Source organism: Geodermatophilus sp. SYSU D00758 (assembly GCF_054049955.1).
In genome coordinates, this window is sequence record NZ_JBJGYK010000016.1 from 66348 (window position 1) to 93015 (window position 26668).

Annotated in this window: 24 protein-coding genes; 17 read left to right on the forward strand and 7 right to left on the reverse strand. The window is 75.5% G+C overall.

Annotated elements, in window-relative coordinates:
- Positions 1-130 precede the first annotated feature (130 nt).
- From ACI8AC_RS13650 to ACI8AC_RS13660, 3 genes are all read left to right on the forward strand, one after another.
- On the forward strand, positions 131-1591 hold the full coding sequence (locus ACI8AC_RS13650; protein WP_456898326.1) for an MFS transporter: 1461 nt from the start codon (positions 131-133) through the stop codon (positions 1589-1591).
- 51 nt (positions 1592-1642) lie between these two features.
- Positions 1643-2512, forward strand: a complete 870-nt coding sequence (locus ACI8AC_RS13655) for an alpha/beta fold hydrolase (RefSeq protein WP_456898327.1) — start codon at positions 1643-1645, stop codon at positions 2510-2512.
- A gap of 197 nt (positions 2513-2709) precedes the next feature.
- Positions 2710-3603 (forward strand): alpha/beta fold hydrolase, encoded by an 894-nt coding sequence (locus ACI8AC_RS13660; RefSeq protein ID WP_456898328.1) that lies wholly within the window; start codon positions 2710-2712, stop codon positions 3601-3603.
- Positions 3604-3633: 30 nt separating this feature from the next.
- Here ACI8AC_RS13660 and ACI8AC_RS13665 read toward each other — a convergent pair whose 3' ends face one another.
- From ACI8AC_RS13665 to ACI8AC_RS13680, 4 genes are all read right to left on the reverse strand, one after another.
- Positions 3634-4233, reverse strand: coding sequence for a YceI family protein (locus ACI8AC_RS13665; RefSeq protein ID WP_456898329.1), 600 nt, complete (start codon positions 4231-4233; stop codon positions 3634-3636).
- Positions 4234-4310: 77 nt separating this feature from the next.
- Positions 4311-5171, reverse strand: coding sequence for an amidohydrolase family protein (locus ACI8AC_RS13670; protein ID WP_456898330.1), 861 nt, complete (start codon positions 5169-5171; stop codon positions 4311-4313).
- Between the two features lies 1 nt (position 5172).
- Positions 5173-6999, reverse strand: a complete 1827-nt coding sequence (locus ACI8AC_RS13675; RefSeq protein WP_456898331.1) for an AMP-binding protein — start codon at positions 6997-6999, stop codon at positions 5173-5175.
- An 82-nt stretch (positions 7000-7081) separates the two neighbouring features.
- Positions 7082-7879 carry an enoyl-CoA hydratase-related protein gene (locus tag ACI8AC_RS13680; protein ID WP_456898332.1) on the reverse strand — a complete coding sequence of 266 codons (798 nt, stop codon included), beginning with the start codon at positions 7877-7879 and terminating at the stop codon, positions 7082-7084.
- A 70-nt stretch (positions 7880-7949) separates the two neighbouring features.
- On the opposite strand from ACI8AC_RS13680, the gene ACI8AC_RS13685 reads away from it, so the two are divergent.
- On the forward strand, positions 7950-8708 hold the full coding sequence (locus tag ACI8AC_RS13685) for an SDR family NAD(P)-dependent oxidoreductase (RefSeq protein ID WP_456898333.1): 759 nt from the start codon (positions 7950-7952) through the stop codon (positions 8706-8708).
- Positions 8709-8784: 76 nt separating this feature from the next.
- Positions 8785-9186, forward strand: coding sequence for a RidA family protein (locus tag ACI8AC_RS13690; RefSeq protein WP_456898334.1), 402 nt, complete (start codon positions 8785-8787; stop codon positions 9184-9186).
- A 222-nt stretch (positions 9187-9408) separates the two neighbouring features.
- On the opposite strand, the gene ACI8AC_RS13695 is transcribed toward ACI8AC_RS13690, so the two are convergent.
- A complete protein-coding gene (locus ACI8AC_RS13695; protein WP_456898335.1) occupies positions 9409-10245 on the reverse strand; it encodes a PaaX family transcriptional regulator in 837 nt (278 codons plus the stop codon).
- 118 nt (positions 10246-10363) lie between these two features.
- Between ACI8AC_RS13695 and ACI8AC_RS13700 the strand changes: the two genes are divergently transcribed.
- The 5 genes from ACI8AC_RS13700 (at position 10364) to ACI8AC_RS13720 (ending at position 16710) form a co-directional block, all read left to right on the forward strand.
- Complete coding sequence (locus ACI8AC_RS13700) at positions 10364-11977, forward strand: AMP-binding protein (RefSeq protein ID WP_456898336.1); 1614 nt, start codon at positions 10364-10366, stop codon at positions 11975-11977.
- Complete coding sequence (locus tag ACI8AC_RS13705; protein WP_456898337.1) at positions 11974-14352, forward strand: bifunctional salicylyl-CoA 5-hydroxylase/oxidoreductase; 2379 nt, start codon at positions 11974-11976, stop codon at positions 14350-14352. The genes ACI8AC_RS13700 and ACI8AC_RS13705 overlap by 4 nt, the downstream gene beginning before the upstream one ends.
- Positions 14349-15293: a DMT family transporter gene (locus ACI8AC_RS13710; RefSeq protein ID WP_456898338.1), complete on the forward strand. Its 945-nt coding sequence runs from the start codon at positions 14349-14351 to the stop codon at positions 15291-15293. Before ACI8AC_RS13705 ends, ACI8AC_RS13710 begins: the two co-directional genes overlap by 4 nt.
- A 65-nt stretch (positions 15294-15358) precedes the next feature.
- Complete coding sequence (locus ACI8AC_RS13715) at positions 15359-16102, forward strand: alpha/beta fold hydrolase (protein WP_456898339.1); 744 nt, start codon at positions 15359-15361, stop codon at positions 16100-16102.
- 59 nt (positions 16103-16161) lie between these two features.
- Positions 16162-16710 (forward strand): DUF6158 family protein, encoded by a 549-nt coding sequence (locus ACI8AC_RS13720; RefSeq protein ID WP_456898340.1) that lies wholly within the window; start codon positions 16162-16164, stop codon positions 16708-16710.
- A 2-nt stretch (positions 16711-16712) separates the two neighbouring features.
- On the opposite strand, the gene ACI8AC_RS13725 is transcribed toward ACI8AC_RS13720, so the two are convergent.
- A complete protein-coding gene (locus ACI8AC_RS13725) occupies positions 16713-17558 on the reverse strand; it encodes a PaaX family transcriptional regulator (RefSeq protein ID WP_456898341.1) in 846 nt (281 codons plus the stop codon).
- Positions 17559-17745: 187 nt separating this feature from the next.
- Between ACI8AC_RS13725 and ACI8AC_RS13730 the strand changes: the two genes are divergently transcribed.
- The 5 genes from ACI8AC_RS13730 to ACI8AC_RS13750 all read left to right on the forward strand — a co-directional run bounded on the left by ACI8AC_RS13730 (position 17746) and on the right by ACI8AC_RS13750 (position 22436).
- Positions 17746-18969, forward strand: a complete 1224-nt coding sequence (locus tag ACI8AC_RS13730; RefSeq protein ID WP_456898342.1) for an ABC transporter substrate-binding protein — start codon at positions 17746-17748, stop codon at positions 18967-18969.
- Positions 18970-19036: 67 nt separating this feature from the next.
- Complete coding sequence (locus ACI8AC_RS13735; RefSeq protein WP_456898343.1) at positions 19037-19918, forward strand: branched-chain amino acid ABC transporter permease; 882 nt, start codon at positions 19037-19039, stop codon at positions 19916-19918.
- Positions 19918-20946 carry a branched-chain amino acid ABC transporter permease gene (locus ACI8AC_RS13740; RefSeq protein ID WP_456898344.1) on the forward strand — a complete coding sequence of 343 codons (1029 nt, stop codon included), beginning with the start codon at positions 19918-19920 and terminating at the stop codon, positions 20944-20946. The genes ACI8AC_RS13735 and ACI8AC_RS13740 overlap by 1 nt, the downstream gene beginning before the upstream one ends.
- Entirely contained in the window at positions 20943-21734 is a 792-nt protein-coding gene (locus ACI8AC_RS13745) for an ABC transporter ATP-binding protein (RefSeq protein WP_456898345.1), read from the forward strand. The genes ACI8AC_RS13740 and ACI8AC_RS13745 overlap by 4 nt, the downstream gene beginning before the upstream one ends.
- Positions 21735-22436: an ABC transporter ATP-binding protein gene (locus ACI8AC_RS13750; RefSeq protein WP_456898346.1), complete on the forward strand. Its 702-nt coding sequence runs from the start codon at positions 21735-21737 to the stop codon at positions 22434-22436.
- 142 nt (positions 22437-22578) lie between these two features.
- On the opposite strand, the gene ACI8AC_RS13755 is transcribed toward ACI8AC_RS13750, so the two are convergent.
- Entirely contained in the window at positions 22579-23220 is a 642-nt protein-coding gene (locus ACI8AC_RS13755) for a GNAT family N-acetyltransferase (RefSeq protein ID WP_456898347.1), read from the reverse strand.
- Positions 23221-23395: 175 nt separating this feature from the next.
- Between ACI8AC_RS13755 and boxC the strand changes: the two genes are divergently transcribed.
- On the forward strand, positions 23396-25147 hold the full coding sequence (boxC, locus tag ACI8AC_RS13760; RefSeq protein ID WP_456898348.1) for a 2,3-epoxybenzoyl-CoA dihydrolase: 1752 nt from the start codon (positions 23396-23398) through the stop codon (positions 25145-25147).
- A 2-nt stretch (positions 25148-25149) separates the two neighbouring features.
- Positions 25150-26631, forward strand: a complete 1482-nt coding sequence (boxB, locus tag ACI8AC_RS13765; RefSeq protein WP_456898349.1) for a benzoyl-CoA 2,3-epoxidase subunit BoxB — start codon at positions 25150-25152, stop codon at positions 26629-26631.
- The last annotated feature ends 37 nt before the right edge of the window (positions 26632-26668 follow it).

The following is a 26668-nucleotide window of genomic DNA, read 5'->3' on the forward strand; positions in this document are numbered from 1 at the left end:
GTCGTGGGGTACAACCGGCACCCGCACCCCGACCCGCGACAGGAGGCCCGGCCTGGACCGCCGACCCGCCGACGACCCCGGGGCCGGGCCCGCCGCGGGGCCCGCGCCCCCCTCCCCCGCGCTCGTCCCCGTGCTGGTCCTGCTCGCCACGGTGGTGGCGGTGACCAGCAGCGTCGGGGCGCCGCTCATCCCGGCCGTCGCCGACCGGTACGACGTGCCGCTGCACGCCGCCCAGTGGTCGCTCACCATGCCGCTGCTGGTCGGGGTGGTGGCGACCCCCGTGCTCGGCCGGCTCGGCAACGGCCCCCGCCGCCGGGCCGTCGCGCTCACCGCCCTGGTCCTGGTCGTGCTGGGCGGCGTCCTCACCGCGCTACCGCTGCCCTTCGGCGCCTTCCTGGCCGGCCGGGGGCTGCAGGGCTTCGGGCTCGGCCTCATGCCCCTGCTCGTCGCCACCGCCCGGGACGCGCTGCCCGCCCCCCGCGCCGCGCGCACCATCGCGGTGCTGTCGATCACCGTCGTCTCCGGCGTCGGCCTGGGCTACCCGATCGCCGGGGCCGTCGCCACCACCGCCGGGACGGCCGCCGCGTTCTGGACGGCGACGGCCGTCTGCGCCGGCGCCCTCGCCGCCGCGGCCGCGGTCCTGCCGCCGGCCGCCCCCGTCGCGCCGCGGCGCTTCGACCTGCCGGGCGCGCTGCTGCTCGGCGCCGGGATCGCCGGCGCGCTGGTCACCCTCGGCGAGGGCGGCTCCTGGGGCTGGTCGTCGGCGCGGGTGCTCGTCCTGGGCACGGCCTCGCTCCTGCTGCTGGCCGCCTGGGTCGCCGTCGCCCTGCGGGTCCGCGCCCCGCTCATCGACCTGCGGCTGGCCCGCGGCCGGCTGCCGGCCGCCGGGCACGTGACGGTGCTGCTCATCGGCCTGGCGAACTACCTGCTGCTGGGGTCGGTCCCGACGCTGGCGCAGGCACCGGCCGGCAGCGGCCCGGGGCTCGGCGCCTCCGGGCTGGTCGCGGGGCTGCTGCTGCTGCCGTTCTCGCTGGCCGGCATGCTCGCCGGCCCGCTGTCGCGCCGGCTCGGGGAGCGGGTCCGCCCGCGGTCGGTGCTGGCCACCGGTGCGCTGCTCGTGGCCGCCGCCCAGGCCCTCTTCGCCGTGCACCGCGCCGACCTGTGGACCCTGGCGGCCGTCACCGCGGTCACCGGGCTCGGGGTGAGCACCGTCTTCGCCGCCGCCGCCGGGCTGGTCGTGGCCTCCGTCCCGCCGCGGGAGACCGGCAGCGCCATGGCGCTCAACCAGGTGCTCCGCTACGCCGGCTTCTCGGTCGGCAGCGCCCTGACCGGGACCGTCCTGGCCGCGGCGACGCCTACCGGCGGCGGGCTGCCGGCCGGCGGCGCCTACACGGTCATCGGCGCCGTCGGCAGCGGCACCGCCCTGGTCGCGGCGCTGGCGGCCTGGCTGCTCGCCGGGCGGGGCACGGACCGGGACAGGGCCGGGACCCCCGCCCGCCCCGGACCCGACCAGGCCGCCACCCCGGGGCCCGGCGCGCGGGGCGGCCCGGGGCGGCGGACCGGTCCGCCGGGTGCGCAGGCGCTTGCGTAACGTCCGGGAACGGTCCCCGCCCGGGGCCACCCGTCCCCGAGGAGCACGCCCATGTCCCGCCCCGCCGCCCCGGACGCCGGCGCACCCCCCTGGTTCGACCGCGCCCTGGCGCGCGCGCCGGAGCACCGCGAGGTCGAGGTGGCCGGCGCGCGGGTGCACTACCGGGCCTGGGGGGACGGCGACGCCCCCGGGCTGGTGCTGGTGCACGGCGGCGCCGCCCACTCGGGCTGGTGGGACCACGTCGCCCCGCTGCTGGGCTCGCACCGCGTGGTCGCGGTGGACCTCTCCGGTCACGGCGACAGCTCCTGGCGCCCGGAGTACACGATGTCCCTGTGGGCGCAGGAGGTGCTCGCGGTGGCCGCCGCCGAGGGGCTCGACCGCCCGGTGGTGCTCGGGCACAGCATGGGCGGCTGGGTCACCCTCACGGCCGCGGTCGAGCACGGCCCGACCCTCGCCGGCGCCGCGGTCATCGACTCGCCGCTGGCCGCCCGGCCACCGGAGGAGTCCCGCGCCGGCGGCATCGCCCGCACCCACCGGGTGTACGCCGACCCCGGGGAGGCGGTGGCCCGGTTCCGCACGCTGCCGCCGCAGGAGGAGTACCTGCCCTACGTCATGGCGCACGTGGCCCGCGGGTCGCTGCGCGCCGCGGAGGGCGGGTGGACGTGGAAGTTCGACCCGGGCTTCTTCGGCCCGCGGCCCGACCTGCGCGACGTGCTGCCCCGGCTGGCCACCCCCGCCGCGCTGTTCCGCTGCGAGCGCGGGCTGGTCGGCCCGGGCATGGCCGCGGAGATGGCCGGGCTGGCCCCCGCCGGGCTGACCGTCGTCGACCTGCCGGAGGCCGGGCACCACCCGATGCTCGACCAGCCCCTGGCCCTGGTCACCGCGGTCCGCACGCTGCTGGCCCTCTGGCCGGACCGGTGAGCGGCGGACCGCCCTGGCCGGCCGCCGGCTGACCGCGCCGAACGCGGGCCGACCGGCGCCGGACGCGGGCCGACCGGCGCCGGACGCGGGCCGACCGGCGCCGGACGCGGGTTGACCGGCGCCGACGCGCCGGGCCACGATGACCGGGCCGGTCGCCGGCCGCGGCCGGGCGGCTGCTCCCCGAGGACGGCGGGACCATGACCGACACGCAGACGATCACCGTGCCGCACCTCGGCGGCTCGACCATCGGCTACCGGACCAGCGGGCCCCTCGACCCGGCGCTGCCGACGCTGGTCCTGGTCAACTCGTTCACCACGTCCGTCGAGCTCTTCCGGCCGCAGTTCGCCGACGAGGAGCTCACCGCGACCGCCAACCTGCTCGCGCTGGAGCCGTACGGCCACGGCCGGACCCGCGCCACCTGGGCCCAGTTCACCTACTGGGATTCCGCGATCGCGGACCTGCAGGTCCTCGAGGCGCTCGGCATCCGCGAGGCGTTCGTCCTGGGCACCTCGCAGGGCGGGTGGGTGGCGGCCCGCATGGCGGTGCTGGCGCCCGGCACCGTCCGCGGCATCGTCCCGCTGGGCACCTCGATGGACTCCGAGAGCCAGCGCAGCCGGGACCTCGGGTGCTGGGACGGCGTCGGCTTCTGCACGCCGGCCATCGACGCGCTCGCCGGCAGCGTCGGCGAGGACTGGGTGATCCCGGACGAGCTCGTCGACGCCGTCCTCGCCGAGGGCCTGGGCGAGGACGTGCCCCCCGCCGAGCGGGAGTTCTGGCACGCCGCGCACCGGGAGAACTACACCGGGGACGCCGGGCGGCAGCGCCTGCGGCTGAGCAGCATCAACCTCCGCGACCGCGACGGGCTGCACGGCCGGCTCGACGGCGTGCGGTGCCCGGTCCTGTGGATGCACGGCACGGCCGACCCGGTCTACTCGGTCGAGAACGCCGAGGACGAGATCTCGCTGTTCGTCAGCAGCCCGCACGCGGAGCTGCGCGTCGTCGACGGCGGCCGGCACTTCCTCAGCGCCTCGCACCCCGGGGAGGTCGACCGCGCCACCGTCGGGTTCATCCGCCGCTGGACGCAGCAGTAGCACCCGGCGGGGGCGCCCGGCCCGCGCCGGCTACGCGACCCGGACCGCCGAGACGTCGAACTCCACCTGGATGCGGTCGCTGACCAGCACGCCGCCGGTGTCCAGCGGGGTGTTCCAGGTCAGCCCCCACTCGCTGCGCTTGATGGCCAGCGCGCCCTCGAAGCCGACCCGGGTGTTGCCGAACGGGTCCTTCGCCGAGCCGGTCAGGGTGAAGTCGACCGCGACCGGCCTGGTGGTGTCCCGGATCGTGAGGTCCCCGGTGACGGTGTAGACGTCGTCCTCGACCTGCTCGACGCCGGTGGAGACGAAGACGATCTCGGGGTACGTCGTGACGTCCAGGAAGTCCGCCGAGCGCAGGTGCGCGTCCCGGTCCGGCTGGCCGGTGTCGATGCTCTCGGTCCGGATCCGCAGGGTCACCGAGCTCGCCGCGGGCTCGACCACGTCGAGGTGCGCGGTGCCGGCGAACTCGGTGAACGCCCCCCGCACGGTGGTGACCATGGCGTGCCGGGCGCGGATGCCGATGCGGGTGTGCGCGGCGTCGACCTCGTAGTCGCCGGTGACGTCGGCGAGCGCGGTGGTGGCCGCGTCGAAATCGGTGGGGTCCGCGTCAGGTGCCCGGTGCTTGCCCACGGCTCGACCCTCCTTCCCCCAGGTGTGCTCCCGACATCCTGACGGATCGTCTGCGGCCCGCCACCGCAGGGGGTCCCTCAGGCTGGGGCCAGGCCGGCGTACACCTGCAGCGCGTTGCCCCCGAGCACCAGGCCGACGACGTCCTCGGGCAGCCCGAGCGAGGCCACGGCGCGGGCGTTGGCCGCCTGCCCGGGGACGCCGGGCCAGTCGGTGCCGTAGATCCACCGGCGGGCCAGCCGGCCGAGGTCGAAGCGGGCGTAGTACTCGGGCAGCCGCTTGGGCGGCAGGCCGGAGAGCTCGATCCACACGTTGGGACGCGACACGGCGAGGAACGCCGCCGCGTCGTACCACCAGCCGCGGCCCCCGTGGGCGAGCACGACCTGCAGGCCGGGGAAGTCGCGGAGGACGGCGTCCAGCGTCTGCGGGTCGGCGAAGGCGTTGGTCGAGCCGGGGAAGCTGCTGGTGCCGCAGTGCACCACCAGCGGCACCCCCCGCTCCACCAGGACGGCGTAGGCCGGGTACATGGCGGCGTCGTCGGCGCGGAAGCCGCCGTGCACCGGGTGGATCTTCAGCGCGGCCGCCCCGGCGTCGAGCTGGCGGGTCAGCTCGCGGGCGATCGGGAAGTGCAGGTGCGGGTTGACGTTGGCCACCGGCCGGAAGCGGCGCGGGTCGTGCTCGACGATCGGCAGCAGGTCGTCGAAGAGCTGGTAGCCGGTCGCCTTGGGGCTGTACTCGCAGAACAGCAGGGCGACGTCGACGCCCTCGGCGGCGAAGACCCGGGCCAGCGCCGCGGGGTCCGGCGTGCCGTCGGACCGCCAGACCTCCTCGAGGATGCCGGGCCGGCCGAACTGCCGGGCCCACTCCACCCAGGCCGGCGCCAGCGACGGGAGCAGGGGGACGTGCACGTGCGCGTCCACGAGGAGGTGACCGTCGAGCACGTCAGGCATCCTGCCCGGGCGGCCGGAGGAGCACCTGCGGGGGCGGTGGCTCGGCGGCGAGCAGCGCGACGAGGTCGGCGCGGCGCTCCCGGACGGCGGCCTGGTTGACGTAGCCCTTGTCGGTGATCTCCCCGGCGTCGAGCTGGGCCGGCTCGGTGAGCAGCAGCAGCCGCTCGACGTGCTGGGAGGACCCGCTGCTCCCGGCCGCCAGCCGCGCCAGGGCCGTCCCCAGCTCGGCGCGCAGGCCGGCGTCCGGCACGCCGTCGGGGCCGACCCGGCCGGCGGCGTCCGGCGCGGGCCAGGCCAGGGCGGTGACCCACGGACCGTCCTGCCCGCAGATCACCGCGTCGGCGAGCAGGCCCCGCGCCGCCGAGAGCAGGGCGGGGCGCAGCGTGCCGACGCTGACGAACGTGCCGGTCATCAGCTTGAAGTCCTCGGCCGTGCGGCCGCGGAAGACCAGCCCGGCGGCCGGGTCGTCGGGGTCGGCCAGGGCGACGGCGTCCCCGGTGCGGAAGAAGCCGTGCTCGTCGAAGGCGGCCGCGGTGAGGTCGGGGTGGCGGTGGTAGCCGGGGGTGACGTTGGGCCCCTTCACCCGCACCTCGTACCTCGGACCCACCCCTTGCGCCCCGGCGACCTCGGCCCCCACCGGCACCAGCGCCAGCTCGACGCCGGGCAGCGGCACCCCGAGCACGTCGCTGCGGGTGATCGGGAAGTGCGCGCTGGTGGCCGCGGGGCTGGTCTCGGTCAGGCCCCACGAGGTGGTCATGACCATGTCCGCGCCGTGCGCGGCGGCCAGCGCGGTCATCCGGTCCCACAGCTGCTGGGGCAGGGCCGCGGCGGCGAAGAAGGCGAAGCGCAGCCGGTCGAGGAACGCCGCCGCCGCGGCGCGGTCGCGCTCGAGGTGCGGCAGGAGCGCGGCGTACCCGGCCGGCACGTTGAAGAAGAGGGTGGGGCGCGCGTCGGCGAGGTTGCGCACCGTCCGCTCCACCAGCGCGGGGGCCGGGCGCCCGTCGTCGATCCACAGCGTCCCGCCGTGGGTCAGCACCAGGTTGAGGTCGTGGCTGCCGCCGAAGGTGTGGCTCCAGGGCAGCCAGTCGAGCAGGACCGGCGGCTCCTCGGCGAGGAACGGCCAGACCTGGCGCAGCTGCTGCTGGTTGGCGCTGAGCATCCCGTGGGTGGTGAGCACGCCCTTGGGCGACCCGGTCGACCCGGAGGTGAACAGGATCTTGGCGACGTCGTCCCGCGCCAGCGCCGCGCAGCGGCGGTCCACCTCGGGCGTGGGGTCGGCCCCGAACTCCCCCGGATCGGTGCCCAGCGGCCCCAGCACGGCCCGCCTCCCGGCCCGGTCCCCGGTCACGGCCTCGACCGCCCGCGCGAAGGAGGCGTCCTCGGCGACGACCAGGCCGGGGTCGACCAGGTCGGCCATCGCGCGCAGCTTGGCGTGGTCGGAGCTCTGCAGCGAGTAGGCGACGCTGGTCGGGACGACGGGGGCGCCGACGGTCATCGCCGCCAGCGCCACGGTGAGGTGCAGCCGGCTGTTGCCCGACAGGACCAGCACCGGCCGGTCGGCCAGCCCCCGGTCGAGCAGGCCCTGCGCCAGCCGGTCGGCCTGCGCGCGCACCTCCCCCCACGTCGAGCGGGCCCACCCGCCGTCCGGACCGCGCTCGGCGACCAGCAGCCGGTCGGGGTGGGCCTCGCTGCCGGCCCGGAAGGAGTGCACGACGCTGGCCGGGTGGTCGGCCAGCGGCTCGGCCGAGCGGAGCAGCAACCGGCCGTCGCCGGGCCGCTCGGCCTCGATCCGCGGAGGAGCGAACGTCTGCACGCCCATGACGACTCCCGTCCCCGAGCCACGACCGCCGCGGCGAATGTCCTGCACGGGCGGCGCAGCGGTCAAGGACGCCTGTAGGACGTCAGCGGAACCGGCGGAAGTCCGGCGTCCGCTTCTCGGCGAAGGCCCGCGCGCCCTCCATGCCCTCCTCGCTGTGGACGAACTGCTCCAGGCCGTCGAAGGCCAGGTGCGAGATGCCGCCGAGGTGGTCGCTGTCGGCGTTGAACGAGTGCTTGAGGAACCGGATGGCGGTCGGCGAGTAGGAGCCGATCTTGCGGGCGTACCCGCGGGCGGTCTCGAGCAGCTGCTCGCGCGGGACGACCTCGTTGACCAGGCCCCAGCGCTCGGCGGTGGCGGCGTCGTAGCGGTCGAGCAGGAACCAGATCTGGCGGGCCCGCTTCTCCCCCACCACGCGGGCGAGGTAGGCGGTGCCGAAGCCGGCGTCGAAGCTGCCGACCCGCGGCCCGGACTGCGCGAAGGTGGCCTCCTCGCAGGCCACGGTGAGGTCGCAGAGCACGTGCAGCACGTGGCCGCCGCCGATCGCGATGCCGTTGACCGCGGCGATCACCGGCTTGGGGATGTCGCGGATGATCCGGTGCAGCCGCTCGATCTCGAACGTCCCCCACTCGGTCTCGCCGTACCCGCCGGTCTCGGCGCGCTCCTTGACGTCGCCCCCGGTGCAGAAGGCGCGCTCGCCGGCCGCGGTGAGGATGACGGCGGCCACCCGGCGGTCGGCCCAGGCGTGCTTGAAGGCGGAGATCAGCTCGTCCACCGTCCGGCCGCGGAAGCTGTTCATCCGCTCCGGCCGGTCGATGGTGATGACGGCGTGGTTGTCCTCCTCCACCTCGTAGTGGACGTCGGTGAACTCCTCGGGCCGCACGGTCGCCCCCTCTGTCGGCGGTATGTCGCCATGTTGACGGTCGTCACGAGGGGCTGGCAAGCTCGCCGCCGTGCCCGCCCGCCGCTGCCTGGTCACGGGTGCGGGGCGCGGCATCGGTGCCGCGGTCGCCCGCCGGCTGTCCGCCGAGGGCCACGCGGTCGCGCTGGTCGCCCGCACGGCGCCGGAGCTCGAGGCGCTGGCCGCGCGGCTGCCGGGCCCGTCGCTCGTCGTCCCCGCCGACCTGACCGACCCGGGCACCGCGGACGCCGTCGCCGACCGGGTGGAGCGGGAGTGGGGCGGCCCGGTCGAGGTGCTCGTGCTCAACGCCGGCAGCGCCGTCTCCGCGCCGCTGGCCCGCACCACCGACGAGGACTGGGCCCGCATGCTGGAGGTCAACCTCACCGCGCCGTTCCGGCTGCTGCGCCGCGTGCTGCCCGGCATGGCCGAGGCCGGCTGGGGGCGGGTGGTCGCGGTCGCGTCCGTGGCGGCCAGGCGCGGGGACCCCTACGTGGCCGCCTACACCGCGAGCAAGCACGGCCTGCTGGGCCTGGTGCGCTCGGCCGCCGCGGAGGTGGCCGGCCGGGGGGTGACCGTGAACGCGGTCTGCCCGGGCTACGTCGACACCCCGATGACCGACCGCACGGTGGCCGGGATCAGCGCCGCCACGGGCCGCACCCCGGAGCAGGCGCGCGACGCGCTGGCCCGCAAGCAGCCGATCGGCCGGCTCATCACCCCCGAGGAGGTGGCCGACGCCGTGCTGCTGTGCGTGGCGAGCGCGGCGGTGACCGGGCAGGGCATCAACGTCGACGGAGGGGCGGTGCAGTCGTGAGCGGACAGGTGCGTGAGCATCGCGGCGAGGGACGAGCGAGGAGCGGAGCGCCCCGCGGGAGCGAACCGGAGGCATCGTGAGCCTGGAACGGGTCGACCCGCCGGAGCTCGCCCGGCCGTCGGGCTTCGCGCACGCCGTGGTCGCCGGGCCCGGGCGCCTGGTGTTCCTCGCCGGGCAGACGGCCATGGACGCCGGCGGGCGCATCGTCGGGGACGGCGTGGTCGCGCAGTTCGAGCGGGCGCTGGGCAACCTGCTCACCGCGCTGAGGGCCACCGGCGGGGAGCCCGGGCACCTGGCCGCGCTCACCGTGTACGCCGTCGACCTCGCCGACTACCGGGCGCACGCCCGCCAGATCGGCGCCGTGTGGCGCCGGCTGGTGGGCGAGGCGTACCCGGCGATGGCCGGGATCGGGGTGGCCCGGCTCTGGGACGACGAGGCGCTCGTCGAGGTGCAGGGCACCGCCGTCCTCCCGGCCTGACCGCGACGCCCCCGGCCTGGCCGCGACGCCCTCCCGGCGGCTCGACCGCGCCCCGCCGGCCCTGGTCACCACCGCGGGTCCTACGTCTTCGAGTGCGGTTGCACTCGCAGACGTAGGACCCGCGGCGAGACGGAGGACGCGCGGCGGACCCGGTGCGTCGCGCGGCCGCCGGGGGACGTGGTCGGCACCGGGCCGCGCCCGGGGCGGCGTCCGGCGGGTCGCTCAACCCTCGATCAGGGCTCGGGCGCGCTCGGCGGCCGGGGCGGCGAGGCGCTCGCGCAGCCGCGCGAAGAGGTCCGCCGCCCGCGCGCCGTTCCAGTCGGCCGGCAGCAGGTCCAGCGGCAGCCCGGGGTCGGCGTAGGGCAGGGCCCGCCAGTCGGTGAGCAGCCGGACGTAGTCGGGGAACGCCCGCACGGGGTCGGGCCGCCCGGTCCCGGCGTCGGCGCCGGCGTGCCGGTCGAGGAACCCCGCGTACCGGTCGTGCAGCGCGTCGAGGTCCCACCAGCGCGCGACGGACCGGCGGGCGGAGTCCCCGGGCACGCAGGCCCGGGTGAACAGCTCCACGTACCCGGCCAGGCCGCGCCGGCGCAGCACCTCGGCGGCCTCCTCGGCCAGGTGACCGGGGGCGATCCACACCCCCGGCGCCACCGTGCCGAAGCCCAGCCGGGTCAGCTCCGCGCGCAGCCGGTGCCGCCGCTCGCGCTCGGACTCCGGGACCGAGAACACCACCAGCAGCCAGCCGTCGGAGGGCTCCGCGCGCCGCCGGGCGAAGATCCGCGCGTCGCCGTCGGCCAGCACCTCGCGGGCACGGTCGGTCAGCGCGTAGCCGGCGACGTCGGACTCCCGCCGGGCCTCGAGCCACCCCCGCCGCTTGAGCCGGGACACCGACGAGCGGACGGCGGGCTCGTCCACCCCGAGGTCGGCCATCAGCCGCACCACCGCGGCCACCGAGAGCCAGCCGCCGCGCTCGCGGGCGTAGAGCCCGTACAGCGTCACGATCAGCTGGCGCGGCTGCAGCCCCGCCCCGGCCGGCGCGGTCGCCTGCTCGACGGCGGTCACGGCGACACGATAGACGGCGCCCCGTCGCCATGGCGCGGTGTTGACTCCCGTCACCACAGCGCCATACTTGTCGCACGGTGTGGCCCGGATCACCCCGCCCTCCCAGGGAGGCCCCGACATGACGGTGCACGCCCCGACCCTCACGCCCTCCGCGCACGTCGACACCTTCTGCCGGGACAACCTGCCCCCGCCGGAGACCTGGCCGGTCCTCGACCTCGGCGACCTCGACCACCCCGAGCGGCTCAACTGCGCCGTCGCGCTGCTCGACGCCACGATCGACCGGCTCGGCGCCGACCGGCCGTGCCTGCGGACCCCGGCGGGCGACACCTGGAGCTACGGCGAGCTGCGCGACCGGGCCGACCGGATCGCCGCCGTCCTCGTCGAGGAGCTGGGCCTGGTGCCGGGGAACCGCGTGCTGCTGCGCGGGTTCAACGAGCCCTGGCTGGTGGCCTGCTGGTTCGCCGTGCTGCGCGCCGGCGGCGTCGTGGTGACCACGATGCCGGCCCTGCGCGCCGGGGAGCTGGCCACGATCGGGGAGATGTGCCGGCCCGCCCTCGCCCTGTGCGACGCCCGGCTGATCGAGGACCTCGAGCGGGCGGCCGTGCCGGGCATGGCCACCGTCCCGTTCGGCGTCGACGACCCCGGCGACCTCACCGCCCGCGCCGCGGCCCGGCGGGGTGCGCCGCCGGCCCCGGTCGACACGGCCGCCGACGACGTCGCGCTGCTGGCCTTCACGTCCGGCACGACCGGCAAGCCCAAGGTGACCATGCACTTCCACCGCGACGTCCTGGCCATCGCCGACACGTTCGGCGCCTGCGTGCTGCGCCCCGAGCCCGAGGACGTGTTCACCGGCACCCCGCCCCTGGCGTTCACCTACGGCCTCGGCGGGCTGGTCGTCTTCCCGCTGCGCGTCGGGGCCAGCGTGCTGCTGCTCGAGCGCGCCGCCCCCGACCAGCTCGCCGACGCGATCGCCGACCACGGCGTCACCGTGCTGTTCACCGCGCCGACGGCGTACAAGGCGATCGTCGCCGGCGGGAAGGCCGACCGGCTGGCCGGGCTGCGCCGGGCCGTCTCGGCCGGTGAGAACCTGCCGGCGGCCACCTGGCACGCCGTGCACGACGCCACGGGCCTCCGGGTGATCGACGGCATCGGGGCCACCGAGATGCTGCACATCTTCGTCTCCGCGGCCGACGACGACATCCGGCCCGGCTGCACCGGCCGCGCCGTCCCCGGCTACACCGCCGTGGTGCTGGACGACGACGGCGAGCCGGTGCCCGACGGCACCGAGGGCCACCTCGCCGTACGCGGGCCCACCGGCTGCCGCTACCTCTTCGGCGACCGGCAGGAGTCCTACGTCCGGCACGGCTGGAACCACACCGGCGACACCTACGTCCGCGACGCCGACGGCTACTTCACCTACCGGGCGCGCACCGACGACATGATCGTCTCGGCCGGGTACAACATCGCCGGCCCCGAGGTCGAGCAGGCGCTGCTCCAGCACCCCGCCGTGGTCGAGTGCGCGGTGGTCGGCGCCCCGGACCCCGACCGCGGCACGATCGTCAAGGCCTTCGTCGTCCTCGATCCCGAGCGCACCGGTGAGGTGACGCCCGAGGAGCTGCAGGCCCACTGCAAGCGGGTGATCGCCCCGTACAAGTGCCCGCGGGCCGTCGAGTTCCGCACCGAGCTGCCGCGCACGGCCACCGGCAAGCTGCAGCGGTTCCGGCTCCGGTGAGCGGCACCGGGGGGGACGGCATGCGGATCGCGGTCGTCGGCGGCGGGCCGGGCGGGCTCTACCTCGCCGCGCTGGTCAAGCAGCTCGACGCCGCGCACGAGGTCACCGTCTGGGAGCGCAACGCCCCCGACGACACCTTCGGCTTCGGCGTCGTGTTCTCCGACGAGACCCTCGGCGGCATCGAGCACGCCGACCCGGCGGTCTACCGGGAGATGGAGCGGCACTTCGCCCGCTGGGACGACATCGACGTGCACCACCGCGGCCGGGTCACCACCTCCGGCGGCCACGGCTTCGCCGCCATGAGCCGCAGGGAGTTGCTCGGCATCCTGCAGCGGCGCTGCGCCGACCTCGGCGTGACGCTGCACTTCCGCACCGAGGCGCCCGACGTCGAGCGGCTGCGAGCCGAGCACGACCTGGTGGTGGCCGGCGACGGGGCCCGGTCGGCGGTGCGCACCCGCTACGCCGAGGTGTTCCGGCCCACCCTGGAGACCCGCAACTGCCGCTACATGTGGCTGGGCACCGACCTGGTCTTCGAGGCCTTCAAGTTCTACGTGGAGGAGACGCCGTACGGCGTCATGCAGATCCACGGCTACCCCTACGACCGCACCGGCAGCACCTTCATCGTGGAGATGCACGAGGACGTCTGGCAGCGCGCCTTCGCCGACGTCGCCGCCCTCGACCTGCCGCCCGGCGAGAGCGACACGAAGTCGATCGCGCTGGTCGAGCAGCTGTTCGCCGGCGTCCTCGACGGGCACCGGCTGTTCGCCAACAACTCGAAGTGGCTGAACTTCCTCACCCTGCGCAACGAGACGTGGCGGCACGGCAACCTGGTGCTGCTCGGCGACGCGGCGCACACCGCGCACTTCTCCATCGGGTCGGGCACGAAGCTGGCGATGGAGGACGCCCTCGCCCTGGCCGCCTGCCTGCACGAGCAGCCCGACGTGCCGACCGCGCTGGCCGCCTACGAGGAGGAGCGCCGGCCGGTCGTGCTCTCCACCCAGCGCGCCGCCCAGGCCAGCCTCGAGTGGTTCGAGGAGATCGGCCGCTACGTGCACCAGGACCCCGAGCAGTTCGCGTTCAACATCATCACCCGCAGCCGGCGAGTCACCCACGACAACCTGCGGCTGCGCGACCCGGAGTTCGTCGCCGCCGTCGACGCCTGGTTCGCCCGCAGTCAACCCCGGCCGGTCGAGCCCCGGCCGCCGATGTTCCACTCCTTCCGCCTCGGCGGCCTGGAGCTCGCGAACCGGGTCGTGGTCTCGGCGATGGACATGTACTCCGCCGCCGACGGCCTGCCCACCGACTTCCACCTCGTGCACCTGGGCAGCAAGGCGCTCGGCGGCGCCGGGCTGGTGATGACCGAGATGGTCTGCGTCTCCCCCGAGGGGCGGATCACCCCCGGCTGCACCGGCCTCTACACGCCCGAGCAGGAGGCCGTCTGGGCCCGCGTGGTCGACTTCGTGCACTCGGCCTCCGACGCGCGGATCGGCGTGCAGCTCGGTCACTCCGGCCGCAAGGGCTCCACCAAGCTCATGTGGGAGGGCATCGACGAGCCGCTGCCCGAGGGCGGCTGGGAGGTCGTCGGCCCCTCCGCGGTGCCCTACTCCCCCGCCAACGCCGTCCCCCGTGAGCTCACCGAGGACGACCTGGCCGCGATCCGGCAGCAGTTCGTCGACAGCACGCACGCCGCGGCCCGGGCCGGGTTCGACGTCCTCGAGCTGCACTGCGCGCACGGCTACCTGCTGTCGTCCTTCATCTCCCCGCTGGCCAACCACCGCACCGACCGCTACGGCGGGCCGCTCCCGAACCGGCTCCGCTACCCGCTGGAGGTCTTCGACGCCGTCCGCGCGGCCTGGCCGGCCGACCGGCCGATGACGGTGCGCATCTCGGCCACCGACTGGTTCGAGGGCGGCACCGACGTCGACGACGCCGTGCGGGTCGCCCGGGCGTTCGCCGAGCACGGCGCCGACGGCATCGACGTCTCCACCGGCCAGGTGGTCAAGGGCGAGCAGCCGGCGTTCGGGCGCAGCTACCAGACCCCCTACGCCGACCGGATCCGCAACGAGGTGGGCCGGGAGCTCGGCGTCGCGGTCATCGCAGTGGGTGCCATCTCCAGCTGGGACGACGTCAACTCCATCCTGCTCGCCGGCCGTGCGGACCTCTGCGCGCTGGGCCGCCCGCACCTCTACGACCCCCAGTGGACCCTGCACGCGGCCGCCGACCAGGGGTACGCGGGGCCGGGCGTCACCTGGCCGGCGCCCTTCCGGGCCGGCAGCCGACCCCCGCAGACCGGCCGCAGCGACGGGCCGCGGCCGCGGCTGGAGCTCATCCGGCGCGGCACGACCGGGACGCGGCATGCACGCTGGCGCCCGTGACCTCGTCCCCCGGTCCGGGTTCCCTCGCGGTCCGCCTCGGCGGGCCGGCGCTGTTCGTGCTCCTGTGGAGCACCGGGTTCGTCGGCGCCAAGTACGGGCTGCCCTACGCCGAGCCGTTCACCTTCCTCGGCGTGCGGCTGGCGCTGGCGGCCGTGCTGCTCGCCGGGCTGGCGCTGGTCCTGCGCTCGGCCCGGCCGACCTCGCGCACCCAGCTCCGGCACGCCTCCGTCGCCGGCCTCCTGCTGCACGCGGGCTACCTGGGCGGGGTCTTCTACGCCATCTCCGTGGGCGTCCCGGCCGGCGTGTCGGCGGTGGTGGTGAGCCTCCAGCCGGTGCTGGTCGCCGTCCTGGCCGCGCCGCTGCTCGGCGAGCGGGCCACCGCCCGGCAGTGGGCCGGCCTGGTGCTCGGCGTGGCCGGCGTGGCGCTCACCGTCGGGCCGGGCGTGCTCGGCGCCGACGCCGCGACCGGGCCGCTGCCGGTGACCGGCCTGCTGGCCTGCGCCGTCGGCCTCGCCGCGGGCACCGCCGGCACGCTCTACCAGAAGCGGCACGGGGACGCCGTCCCGCTGGTCTGGGGAACCGCGGTGCAGTACACCGCCGCCGCGGCACTGCTGCTCCTGCTCGCCGTCGCCACCGAGGACATGACCATCCGCTGGACGGCCGAGTTCGTCGCCGCGTTCGCCTGGCTGGTCGTCGTCCTCTCCCTCGGAGCGGTGCTGCTGCTCCTGTACCTGCTGCGCCGCGGCACGGCCGCCGGCGTCTCCAGCCTCTACTACCTGGTGCCGCCGGCCACGGCCCTGGAGGCCTGGCTGCTGTTCGGCGAGCGGCTCTCGGCGGTGTCCCTGGCCGGCATCGCCGTGACCACCGCCGGCGTGGCCCTCGTGGTCGCACCGGTCCGGCGCCGGACGCCGGCGGCACCGGCGCCCGCGCCGCGCGGTTGACGGCGACCGGCCCGGGCGACAGAGTCCGCCCCGGGGGCCGCACCCGACGACGAGGAGGGGCCGCGATGGCCGAGCAGTTCGTCCTGCAGCACGGCGCGTGGCACGGCGGGTGGTCCTGGCAGCCGGTGGCGAGCCGGCTGCGGGCGGCCGGGCACCGGGTGGTCGCGCCCACCAGCCCCGGCCTGGGCATCGACGACGACCCGCGCGGGGTCACGCTCGGCGACTGCGTCGACCACCTCGTCGACGTCGTGGAGCGCTCCGGCCTGGACGACGTGACGCTGGTCGGCCACAGCTGGGGCGGCTACGTCATCGCCGGCGCGGCACCGCGGCTGGCCGGGCGGCTGTCGCGACTGGTCTTCTGGAGCGCCTTCGTGCCCGAGGAGGGCCGCAGCCTGGTCGACGAGGTGCCCCCGCCCTACCGGGAGCTGTTCGGCGGGCTGGCCGCCGCCTCGGGCGACGACACCGTGCTGCTGCCGCTGGAGATCTTCCAGGAGGCGTTCATGCAGGACGCCGACCCCGCGACCGCGGCCGTCGTCCACTCGGTGCTGCGCCCGCAGCCCTACGCGACCTTCACCGAGCCCGCGGTCGGCGGCACCGCCTACCGCGACCTCGGCGTCCCGATCGACTACCTGCTCTCGGTGGAGGACATCGCGCTGCCGGAGGGCGACTTCGCGTGGGCGCCGCGGTTCCCCGAGCGCTGCGGCGCGACGGTGGTGGAGCTGCCCGGCAGCCACGAGTCGGTGTTCACCCGGCCGCAGGAGCTGGCCGACGGCCTGCTCCGGGTGGCCAGCGGCTCCACCGTGGGGTGACAGCGGGGCACCGCGACCGCACGATGGGACCGGCCAGCGCAGACGACCGAGGAGCGGCGATGACCGACCGACCGGGGGTCCCCGCGAGCGAGCTGTCCGACGAGGAGCTCGAGCGGCAGGGCGTGCACGCCCACGCGATGCGGCACTGGGTGTTCCTCCACGGCACCGCCGAGCAGTTCCGCACGCACACCGAGCGGATGCTGGAGCTCGAGCAGGAGTACCTGCGCCGGCACCCGCAGCGCACCTGGCAGGGCTCGGGCGGTGCGGCGGGCGCACCGTCGCGCGACGACCGGATCCGCGACCTGGTGCAGACCTTCTCCCGCGCGGTCACCGCCCTGCTCGACGAGGAGCCGGCCCCCGCGCCGCACCGCCAGCGGGTCGACCCGGAGCAGGCGCAGGCCGCGCTGCTGCGGCGCTTCGCCGCGGCACCGGGCGGCCGCCTGCACAAGCTGGAGGCCCACCAGATCGCCCGCCAGCTCGCCCCGGACAGCCACCTGGTCGCCCGTCTGTACCGGCAGGACCCGCCGCTGCTGCAGGCCGAGCGGGACATGCGGGTCCTCACCGACGCCGGCCGGGCGTGGCTGGAGCGCCACCCCGTGCCGGCGTGAGCTCAGCGGCCCTCGGTCAGCTCGTCCCAGGCCCGCTGGGCGCGCGGCGCCCACCCGGCGTGCCGCTCGCGGAAGACCTCCGCCGCCCGGTTGCCGCTCCACCGCGGGGGCAGCAGCTCGCGCGGCAGCCGGGGGTCGAGCAGCGGGAAGCGCCGCCACTCCTGCACGAGGCGCACCTGCGCCACCAGCGCCTGCCGGTCGGTGCGCGGGCGGCGCCGGCCGACCAGGTCGAGGAAGTCCTCGTAGCGGCGCTCGATGGCGTCGAGGTCCCAGGCGGTGCGGGCCAGGGTGCGCTCGTCGCCGACCGCCCCCGCGGTCGCCACGAACGACCAGCTGCCGGCCAGCAGGCCCAGCTCGTCGAGGACCCGGCGGGCCTCCTGCTCGCGGTCCACCCGCGGGGTCACCCACGTGCCGGCGTCCAGGCAGCCCAGCCCCGCCCAGCCGAGCTGGGTGCGCAGCCGCTGGCGCAGCGCCCGGTTGTTCTCCGGCACCCCGACGGTGAGCACCAGCCAGCGGCCGTCCCAGGGCCGGTCGCCGGCGGCGAAGCCGTAGATCCGCTCGGTGCCCTCGCGCAGGAGCCGGGTGCCCGCGGCGGTGAGCGACCACCGCGTCTCCCGCCCGATCCGGCTGGCCGCGATCCAGCCGCTGTCGGCGGTGCGCATGATCGCCTGGCGGGCGGCCTTCTCCGCGACGTCCAGGTCGGCCAGCAGCTCGATGAGGCTGGCGGTCCAGACCGGGCGCCCGCCCGGCAGCACGAACTCACCGAGCACGGTGAGCAGCAGGCTGCGCGCGCTCGCCGCCCCCAGTTCCTGCCGGCGCGTGACGAACGGACCCTCCACGACCTCCACGGGCTCATGGTGGCACCCCGTGCCACCGCCGACGGCGGGCCCGGGCCGGTGGAGGCGCAGGTCACGACTCGGACTCGTCCGGTCCCGAGCCGGATGTGACTGTTGACACAGTCCGAACGGGTGCTACAGGCTCTGTCGCCACCAGGCGTGTCGCTGTAGCACGTCGCGACCTCACCGGAGAGTGCCCATGCGACAGCACCGTGCATCCCGCCCCCTGGGTTCCCGCCTCCTCGGCAGTGCCGGCGCCGGCGTCCTCGTCACCGCCCTCGCCGCCTGCGGCGGCGGCAGCCTCGGTGGGGACGACGGTGGCGGCGCGGGCGAGGAGGGCGGCACCGTCCGCGTGGGCCTGGTGATCCCGCAGGCGGGCGTCTACACCCCGCTGGGCGAGGACATGCAGCAGGGCTGGGAGCTCTTCCTGGAGCAGAACGGCGGCGAGCTCGGCTGCTACACCGCCGAGACGGTGACCGCCGACGAGGGCGAGGGCCCCGACACCGGCGTCCCGGCCGTCCAGCGGCTGCTCACCGAGGGGAACGTCGACGCCATGGTCGGCATCGTCAACTCGGCGACCGCGCTCGGCGTCGCCGAGCAGGTCACCGAGGCGCAGACCCCGCTCATCGTCGCCAACGCCGGCGCGGAGGCGGTCACCCAGGACGCCGCGAGCGACTACGTCTGGCGGTCGTCGTTCACCAACAAGCAGATCGCCGCCGCCATGGGCGAGCACCTGGCCGCCGAGGGGATCGGGCCGGTCTACGTCCTGGCGCCGGACTACGCCGCGGGCCAGGAGGTCGTCGAGGGCTTCACCGAGGCCTACACCGCCGGCGGCGGCACGATCGCCGGCCAGGCCCTCACCCCCTTCGGCACCACGCAGGACTTCCAGCCGTTCCTCTCGGCCATCCAGCCCTCGGGCGCCGCGGCGACGTTCGTCTTCTACGCCGGCGGCGAGGCGGTGAGCTTCGTGCAGCAGTACGACTCCTTCGGGCTGAAGGGCAGCGTGCCGCTCTACGGGTCCGGCTTCCTCACCGAGGGCAGCGTGCTCGACGCCCAGGGCCAGGCGGCCACCGGCGTCCGGACGACGCTGCACTACTCGACGCAGCTCGACAACGAGGCCAACCAGGAGTTCGTGCAGGCCTACCAGGACGCCTACGGCGAGCGCCCGACCGTCTACGCCGTGCAGGCCTACGACGCGGCGAACGTCCTCGACCGGGCGCTCGAGGCCTGCGAGGGGCTCGAGGGCGAGACGATCGTCGAGGGCCTGGACGGCGTCGGCACGGTCGACGACAGCCCGCGCGGGCCCTGGGAGTTCGTCAACCAGACGCCGGAGCAGAGCATCTACCTGCGCGAGGTCGCCGAGCAGGAGGGCACCCTGCTCAACACCGTGGTCAGCGACCTGGGCGTCTACCCCCAGCCGTGACCGGACGCCGGGGGCCGCGGGCGGACGAGCCCCCGCGGCCCCCGGTCTCGCGCAGAGGAGTCCCCCGATGATCGGCTGGTTCGACGCCAACCTGGTCAGCATCCTCAACGGCTTCGCCATCGGCTCGCTGCTGTTCATCCTCGCCGTGGGCCTGTCGATCGTCTTCGGGATGATGGACGTGCTCAACCTCGCCCACGGCGCCTTCTTCCTGGTCGGCTCCTACCTGTCGGTCACCTTCCTCGCGGGGGCCTCGTGGGGCGGCTTCCTCACCGCGCTCGGCGTCGCCGCGCTCGTGGGCCTGCTCGCCGGCGGCCTGCTCTCGGGGATGACCGAGCCGCTGGCCCGGCGGCCCATCCTGGACCAGGCGCTGCTGACCCTGGGCATCTCGCTGATCGTCGCCGAGGTGCTCTCGATCGTGTACGGCAACGACGTCCGCTCGGTGCGCCCGCCGCCGGGGCTCCGGGGCAGCGTCGACGTCGCCGGCGACGCCTACCCGACCTACCGGCTGCTGCTCATCGGCATCGGCCTGGCGCTGGCGCTGGTCGTGTGGCTGGTCGTGGAGCGCACGTCGATCGGCGCGCTCGTGCGGGCCAGCGTCGCCGACCGCGAGATGGTCTCGGCCATGGGGATCGACAACCGGAAGGTGAAGGTCGCCGTCCTCGGCCTCGGGTCGGTGCTCGCCACCGTCGCCGGCGTGCTCGCCGCGCCGGTCTACGGCGCCCGGCCGGGGCTGGACGAGACGATCCTGCTCCTGGCCCTGGTGGTCATCGTGATCGGCGGCCTCGGCTCGATCCGCGGCGCGCTCATCGGGGCGCTGGTCATCGGGCAGGTCGAGTCGCTGGGGCGGGCGCTGCTGCCCGACCTCGCCTCCTTCATCCTCTTCGGCACCCTGGCGCTGGTGCTGGTCATCAGGCCCCGTGGACTCTTCGCCGGGAAGGTGGCCCACTGATGTCCGTGGACAGCCCCCCTGCGCCGACCGGGGGCGCGACCGCGGCCGCCGCCCCCGCGCCGCGACGGCGCGGGTCCCGCCCGCTGGCCGCCGTCCTCGGGCTGGTGCTGCTGGCGGTGCTCGCGGCCGTCCCGCTCTTCGTCGACCCGTTCGGCACGAACACGCTCTCCCGGATCCTGGTCTTCGCGCTGTTCGCCATGAGCCTGGACCTGCTGGTCGGCATCACCGGCCTGCCCTCGCTCGGCCACGCCGCCTGGTTCGGGATCGGCGCCTACACCGCCGGGCTGGTCGCCGAGCACTGGACGGCCGAGGGCGTGGTCACCGTGCTCCTGGCCGCGGTCGCGGGCGCGGTCGCCGCGGCGGCGACCGGCTGGCTGGCGGTGCGCAGCAGCGGGGTCTTCTTCCTCATGCTGACGCTGGCCATCGGCGAGCTGGTCCACCAGCTGGCGCAGTCGGCCGACACGGTGACCGGCGGCTCCAACGGCCTGTTCGGCATCCCGTCGATCCGGGTGGCCGGCACCCCGCTGACCCTGGCCGGGTACGTGTACTGGTTCGTCCTGGCCGTGGTGCTGCTCGGGGCGCTGGGGCTGTGGCTGGTCTCCGCGTCCCCGTTCGGGGCGGCGCTGCGCGGGATCCGCGACAACGAGGCTCGGATGCGCTCGCTGGGCTACACGCCGTTCCGCTACAAGTACGCCGCCTTCGTGCTCGCCGGGGGCTTCGCGGGCCTGGCCGGCGGGCTGTTCGCCGGGCTGGTGCGGATCGTCAACCCGAGCGACGCCGGGTTCTCCACCAGCGCGCTCCTGCTGCTCGCGGTCATCCTCGGGGGCGCCGGCACGCTCTGGGGCCCGGCCCTGGGTGCCGCCGTCGTCGTCCTGGTCCGCGACACCTACGGCCCGACCCTGGAGGGCCACGGCCCCCTGCTGCTGGGCGTCGTCTTCGTGCTGGCCGTCTACCTGCTGCCCCGGGGGGTGGCCGGCCTCGCGGGGGTCCGGGCCCGCCGGCGTCCCGCCCGGGAGGGGTCGTCGTGACCGCACCGCTGCTGTCCCTCTCCGGCGTGACGCGGTCGTTCGGCGCGCTGAGGGCGGTGGACGACGTCAGCCTCGACGTCCCCGCCGGCGCCCGGCACGCGCTCATCGGTCCCAACGGGGCGGGCAAGAGCACCCTGTTCAAGCTGGTCACCGGGGAGATGCCGGTGACCGCGGGGCGGATCCGGCTCGGCGGGCAGGACGTCACCCGGCTCTCCGAGCCCCAGCGGGCCCGGCGCGGGATCAGCCAGACGCTGCAGCACTCGAGCCTGTTCCTGTCGCAGACCGTGGAGCAGAACGTGCTGCTGGCCGCCCAGCGCCGGCACGGGTCCCGGCACTCCCTGGTCCCGCGCCGGCAGGCCGCCGCCCGGGAGCGGGCCCGGGCGCTGCTGGCCGACGTCGGGCTGGCCGACCGCGCGACCGTGCCCGTCGCCGCCCTCTCCCACGGCGAGCGCCGGCAGGTCGAGGTGGCCCTCGCGCTGGCCTGCGACCCCACCCTGCTGCTGCTCGACGAGCCGGCCGCCGGGATGTCCCCGGCCGAGAGCGCCCGGCTGGTCGAGCTGCTCCGGGCGCTGCCGGAGTCGGTGACGCTGGTGGTCGTCGAGCACGACCTCGACGTCGTGTTCGCCCTCGCCCGGTCGGTGACCGTGCTGCACCTGGGCCGCGTCCTGCTCACCGGGACACCCGACGAGGTCCGCGGCAACACCGCGGTGCAGGAGGCCTACCTGGGCACCGGCCGGGAGGCGCTGTTCCTCGACGGTGCGGGCCCCACCCGCCAGGAGGTGGGCTGAGTGCTCGAGGTCCGGGGGCTGCGATCGGGCTACCGGCGCAGCACGGTGCTGCAGGGGGTCGACCTCGACGTCGGCGCGGGCCGGGTGCTGGGGCTGCTCGGCCGCAACGGCGTCGGCAAGACCACCCTCGTCCACACGCTCATGGGGCTGGTGACCGCCACGGCGGGGACGGTGCGCATCGACGGGCGGGACGTCACCGGCCGCCGTCCCGACGTCGTCGCGCGGGCGGGCGTGGCCCTGGTGCCGCAGGGCCGGCGGGTGTGGGCGCCGCTCACGGTGACCGAGCACCTGGACCTCGCCGCGCGCCGCGGCCGGGGCGCCGGCCCCTGGGACGTGCCCCGGGTGCTGGAGCTGCTGCCCCGGCTCGGCGAGCGGCGCCGGCACGCGGCCGGGCAGCTCTCCGGCGGCGAGCAGCAGATGCTGGCGATCGCCCGGGCGCTGCTCACCAACCCGCGGCTGGTGCTGATGGACGAGCCCTCCGACGGCCTGGCCCCCGCGGTGGTGGACCTGATCGGCGGGGCCATCGGCGGCATGAAGGCCGAGGGGGTGACGCTGCTGGTCGTCGAGCAGGACCTGCACCTGGCCTTCGCCGTGGCCGACGACATCGCGGTGATGGACAAGGGCCGCATCGTGCACCGGGCCTCCACCCGGGAGTTCCGCAGCGACAGCTCGGTCGCCCACAACCTCCTCGGCGTGGCCTGAGCCCCGCCGCTCCCACGCGGGAAAGGAAGCCATTCCCCCGTCACGAGCGCCCGGACGCGGGTATAGCTCCCTTTCCGCGCCCCCCGCCCCGCCCGCCCGCACCCGGTCCCGGCGCCATGATCGCGGGGGTGCGCGAGCGCCCTCAGTAGCGGTGGTGCTCCGGGGCGACGTACCCGCCGGCCTCCTCCGCGCCCGGCCCGAGGTCCGAACCGCCGCCGGCCGCCCCCTCGTGCCCGCGCGCGGCGGCCCGGGCCCGCTCGGCGTCGTAGCGGGCCCGGCGGTCGTCGTCCGGCGGCTGCGCGCGGCCGGTGCCGGGCCGGCCCTCCTGGCGCTGGCCGGTGTCCCCGGGGACCACCCGCTTGCGCAGCCGCCCCTCGTCGTCGGCGGCGAACCCGCGGGCCCGGAACCAGGCGGTCACCCGGTCCCGGTCGGGGTGGGTGTCCCGCACCACGTTCACCACGTAGTTGAGCCCGCGGGCGGCCGCCTCCTCCTCGAGGCGGGCCAGCACGAAGGCGCCCACGCCGCGCCCGCGGGCCGCCTCCTCGACCGCCAGCAGGATCTCCGCGTCGCCCCACACGTCGTCCAGCCAGCCGTAGCCGACGACCCGCCCGGCGTCCTCCGCCCGCCACCAGTCGCCGGGCAGCCGCTCCCCCGGCCGGCGGGCCTCCGTGCGGAACACGCCCTCCGGGACGCCGGCGAACAGCCGCTCCCGGTCGGCGTCCCACCGCGGGTCGCCGTCGCGCACCCACTGCAACCGCGTCGCCTGCACGTCCGTCGCCGTCATCGCCGTCCTCCTCGGGCTGGGCTGGTGCGCCCAGCGTGGCACCGCGACCGGCGATCCGGGCCGCATCGCGGCGCACGTCTACACTCTCCCTGCCTCTTGCACGGGGTCGTGTAGCACGTCAGGATGGGACGGAAGCCCGTGGCGCCCGCGGGCCCGCGATCCCCCTGGAGGCACCGTGACGACCCTCGACCACCGTGCGACCGACGGGACGACGGAACCCGGGACGACGACCGAGGGCCCCGGGCCCGCTGCCGAGCCCGCGGCCACCACCGAGGTCTCCTTCGACACCTCGCCCGAGCAGTACCGGCACTGGCGGCTGTCGGTGGACGGCGAGATCGCCACCCTCACCCTCGACGTGGCCGAGGACGGCGGCATCGTGCCCGGATACGAGCTGAAGATGAACAGCTACGACCTGGGCGTGGACATCGAGCTGCACGACGCGGTGCAGCGGATCCGCTTCGAGCACCCCGAGGTCAAGGCGGTCGTCGTCGCCAGCGCCAAGGAGCGCATGTTCTGCGCCGGCGCGAACATCAAGATGCTGGCCGCCTCCCCGCACGCCTGGAAGGTGAACTTCTGCAAGTTCACCAACGAGACCCGCAACGGCTTCGAGGACGCCAGCGCCCACTCCGGCCTGCCCTTCGTCGCGGCGGTCAACGGGACGGCGGCCGGTGGCGGGTACGAGCTGGCGCTGGCGTGCGACCAGATCGTGCTGGTCGACGACAACTCCTCGGCGGTCTCGCTGCCGGAGGTGCCGCTGCTCGGTGTGCTGCCCGGCACCGGCGGGCTGACCCGCGTGGTCGACAAGCGCGGGGTGCGCCGCGACCTGGCCGACGTCTTCGCCACCACCGCCGAGGGCATCCGCGGCCGGCGGGCGGTCGAGTGGCGGCTGGTAGACGCCACCGTCAAGGCCCGCGACTTCGACGCCGAGGTCGCCCGCCGCGCCGCCGAGCTGGCCGCGACGTCGACCCGGCCGGGGGCCGGCGCGCAGGGCGTGGCGCTGACCCCGCTGCGCCGGGAGACCGACGGCGACACCACCCGCTACGACCACGTGCGCGTGGTGCTGGACCGGGACTCGGGCACCGTGACGATCACCGTCCTCGGCCCGGACGCCGTCCCCGGCAGCGTCGAGGAGCTGCAGCAGCAGGGCGACGCGGCATGGCTGCTGGCCGCCACCCGGGAGCTGGACGACGCGATCCTGCGGCTGCGCACCAACGAGCTGGCGATCGGCACCTGGCTGCTGCGCACCGAGGGCGACCTCGGCACGGTGGCCGCCTACGACGAGTTCCTGCTCGCGCACCGCGACCACTGGCTGGTCACCGAGACCACCGGTTTCTGGCGCCGCACGATGAAGCGGCTGGACACCACCAGCCGCAGCCTGTTCGCGCTGATCGAGCCGGGCTCCTGCTTCGCCGGCACCCTGGCCGAGATCGCCCTCGCCGCCGACCGGCAGGTCATGCTCGAGGGGCAGTTCGAGGACGACGAGGACCCGAAGCCCCCGGCGGCGATCCGGCTGGACGAGTTCAACACCGGGCTGCTGCCCATGGGCAACGGCCTGTCCCGGTTGCAGGTCCGCTTCCTCGGCTCGGCCGACGAGCTCGCCGCCGCGGAGGCCGCGGTCGGCCGCGACCTGCTCGCCGAGGACGCCGCCGCGCTGGGGCTGGTCACCGCCACCCCGGACGACATCGACTGGGAGGACGAGGTCCGCCTGGTCGTCGAGGAGCGGGCCAGCTTCTCCCCCGACGCGCTCACCGGCATGGAGGCCAACCTCCGCTTCGCCGGCCGCGAGACGCCGGAGACGAAGGTGTTCGGCCGGCTCACCGCCTGGCAGAACTGGATCTTCCAGCGGCCCAACGCCGCTGGCCCGGAAGGAGCCCTGCGCCGGTACGGCACGGGCAAGCGCGCCGACTACGACAGGAAGCGGGTCTGACCATGACCACCACCGAGAGCAACCCCACCGACGGCACGGTCACCGGCGAGGCCCCCACCCCCACCGGGCCGCTGTCGCGGATCGACTACAGCGAGCGGATCCCGAACAACGTCAACCTGGCCGGCGACCGCAAGCTGCAGCGGGCGCTGGAGGGCTGGCAGCCGAAGTTCCTCGACTGGTGGAAGAACCTCGGGCCCTCCATCCCCACCCACGACGTCTACCTGCGCACCGCCATCGCCGTCGGCCGCGACGGGTGGGCGCACTTCGACCGGGTGCCGATGGAGCAGTACCGCTGGGGCATCTTCCTCGCCGAGGCCGACCCCGACCGGAAGGTCAACTTCGGCCAGCACAAGGGCGAACCGGCCTGGCAGGAGGTGCCCGGCGAGTACCGCTCGGACCTGCGCCGCCTCATCGTCGTCCAGGGCGACACCGAGCCGGCCTCGGTCGAGCAGCAGCGCCACCTGGGCATGACCGCGCCGTCGCTGTACGACATGCGCAACCTCTTCCAGGTCAACGTGGAGGAGGGCCGCCACCTGTGGGCGATGGTCTACCTGCTGCACGCCTACTTCGGGAAGGACGGCCGCGAGGAGGCCGAGGAGCTGCTCAAGCGCAACTCCGGTGACTACGACTCCCCGCGCATCCTCGGGGCGTTCAACGAGGAGACGACCGACTGGCTGTCGTTCTTCATGTTCACCTACTTCACCGACCGGGACGGCAAGTACCAGCTGGGCACCCTCAAGGAGTCCGGCTTCGACCCGCTGGCGCGCACCTGCGAGTTCATGCTCAAGGAGGAGGCGCACCACATGTTCGTCGGGACGACGGGCGTGCAGCGCACCGTCCAGCGGACCGCGGAGCTGACGAAGCAGCACGGCACCGACGACATCTGGGAGCACGGCGGCATCCCGCTGTCGGTGATCCAGAAGTACCTGAACTTCCAGTACTCCGTCTCGATGGACCTCTTCGGCTCCGAGACCTCCTCCAACGTGGCCGGCTACTACACCGCGGGCCTGAAGGGCCGCTGGATGGAGACCCGCCGCAAGGACGACCACCAGCTGCACGACCTCACCATGGAGGTCCCGGTCATCCAGGACGGGAAGCTGGCCACCAGGACCGTCCCGATGCTCACCGCGCTCAACCTCGACCTGCGCAACGAGTACGCCGCCGACTGCGAGAACGGCGTGCGGCGCTGGAACCAGGAGCTCGAGGACGCCGGCCTGGAGCAGCGGCTGTACCTGCCGCACCAGGGCTTCAACCGCAAGGTCGGCGCCTTCGCCGGGCACCACGTGAGCCCGCACGGCGAGATCCTGGACGACGCCGCCTGGGAGCGCTCGGTGGGCGACTGGCTGCCCACCGAGGAGGACCGCGCCCGGGTCGCCGAGCTGATGGTCCCGCACTACGAGCCCGGCGACTTCGCCGGCTGGATCGCGCCCCCGTCGGTCGGCATCAACTCCCTGCCGGTCGAGTACGACTACGTCCGCTTCTAGAAGGACCCCCGTGCCCCCCGGCACTCGCAGGCTCGTC

Bases quoted from the DNA above. Each gene is read 5' to 3' on its own strand.
- ACI8AC_RS13655 (WP_456898327.1), top strand. From the start codon at position 1,643: ATGTCCCGCCCCGCCGCCCCGGACGCCGGCGCACCCCCCTGGTTCGAC.
- ACI8AC_RS13660 (WP_456898328.1), top strand. From the start codon at position 2,710: ATGACCGACACGCAGACGATCACCGTGCCGCACCTCGGCGGCTCGACC.
- ACI8AC_RS13675 (WP_456898331.1), bottom strand. From the start codon at position 6,999: ATGGGCGTGCAGACGTTCGCTCCTCCGCGGATCGAGGCCGAGCGGCCC.
- ACI8AC_RS13700 (WP_456898336.1), top strand. From the start codon at position 10,364: ATGACGGTGCACGCCCCGACCCTCACGCCCTCCGCGCACGTCGACACC.
- ACI8AC_RS13715 (WP_456898339.1), top strand. From the start codon at position 15,359: ATGGCCGAGCAGTTCGTCCTGCAGCACGGCGCGTGGCACGGCGGGTGG.
- ACI8AC_RS13720 (WP_456898340.1), top strand. From the start codon at position 16,162: ATGACCGACCGACCGGGGGTCCCCGCGAGCGAGCTGTCCGACGAGGAG.
- ACI8AC_RS13730 (WP_456898342.1), top strand. From the start codon at position 17,746: ATGCGACAGCACCGTGCATCCCGCCCCCTGGGTTCCCGCCTCCTCGGC.
- ACI8AC_RS13735 (WP_456898343.1), top strand. From the start codon at position 19,037: ATGATCGGCTGGTTCGACGCCAACCTGGTCAGCATCCTCAACGGCTTC.
- ACI8AC_RS13740 (WP_456898344.1), top strand. From the start codon at position 19,918: ATGTCCGTGGACAGCCCCCCTGCGCCGACCGGGGGCGCGACCGCGGCC.
- ACI8AC_RS13755 (WP_456898347.1), bottom strand. From the start codon at position 23,220: ATGACGGCGACGGACGTGCAGGCGACGCGGTTGCAGTGGGTGCGCGAC.
- boxB (WP_456898349.1), top strand. From the start codon at position 25,150: ATGACCACCACCGAGAGCAACCCCACCGACGGCACGGTCACCGGCGAG.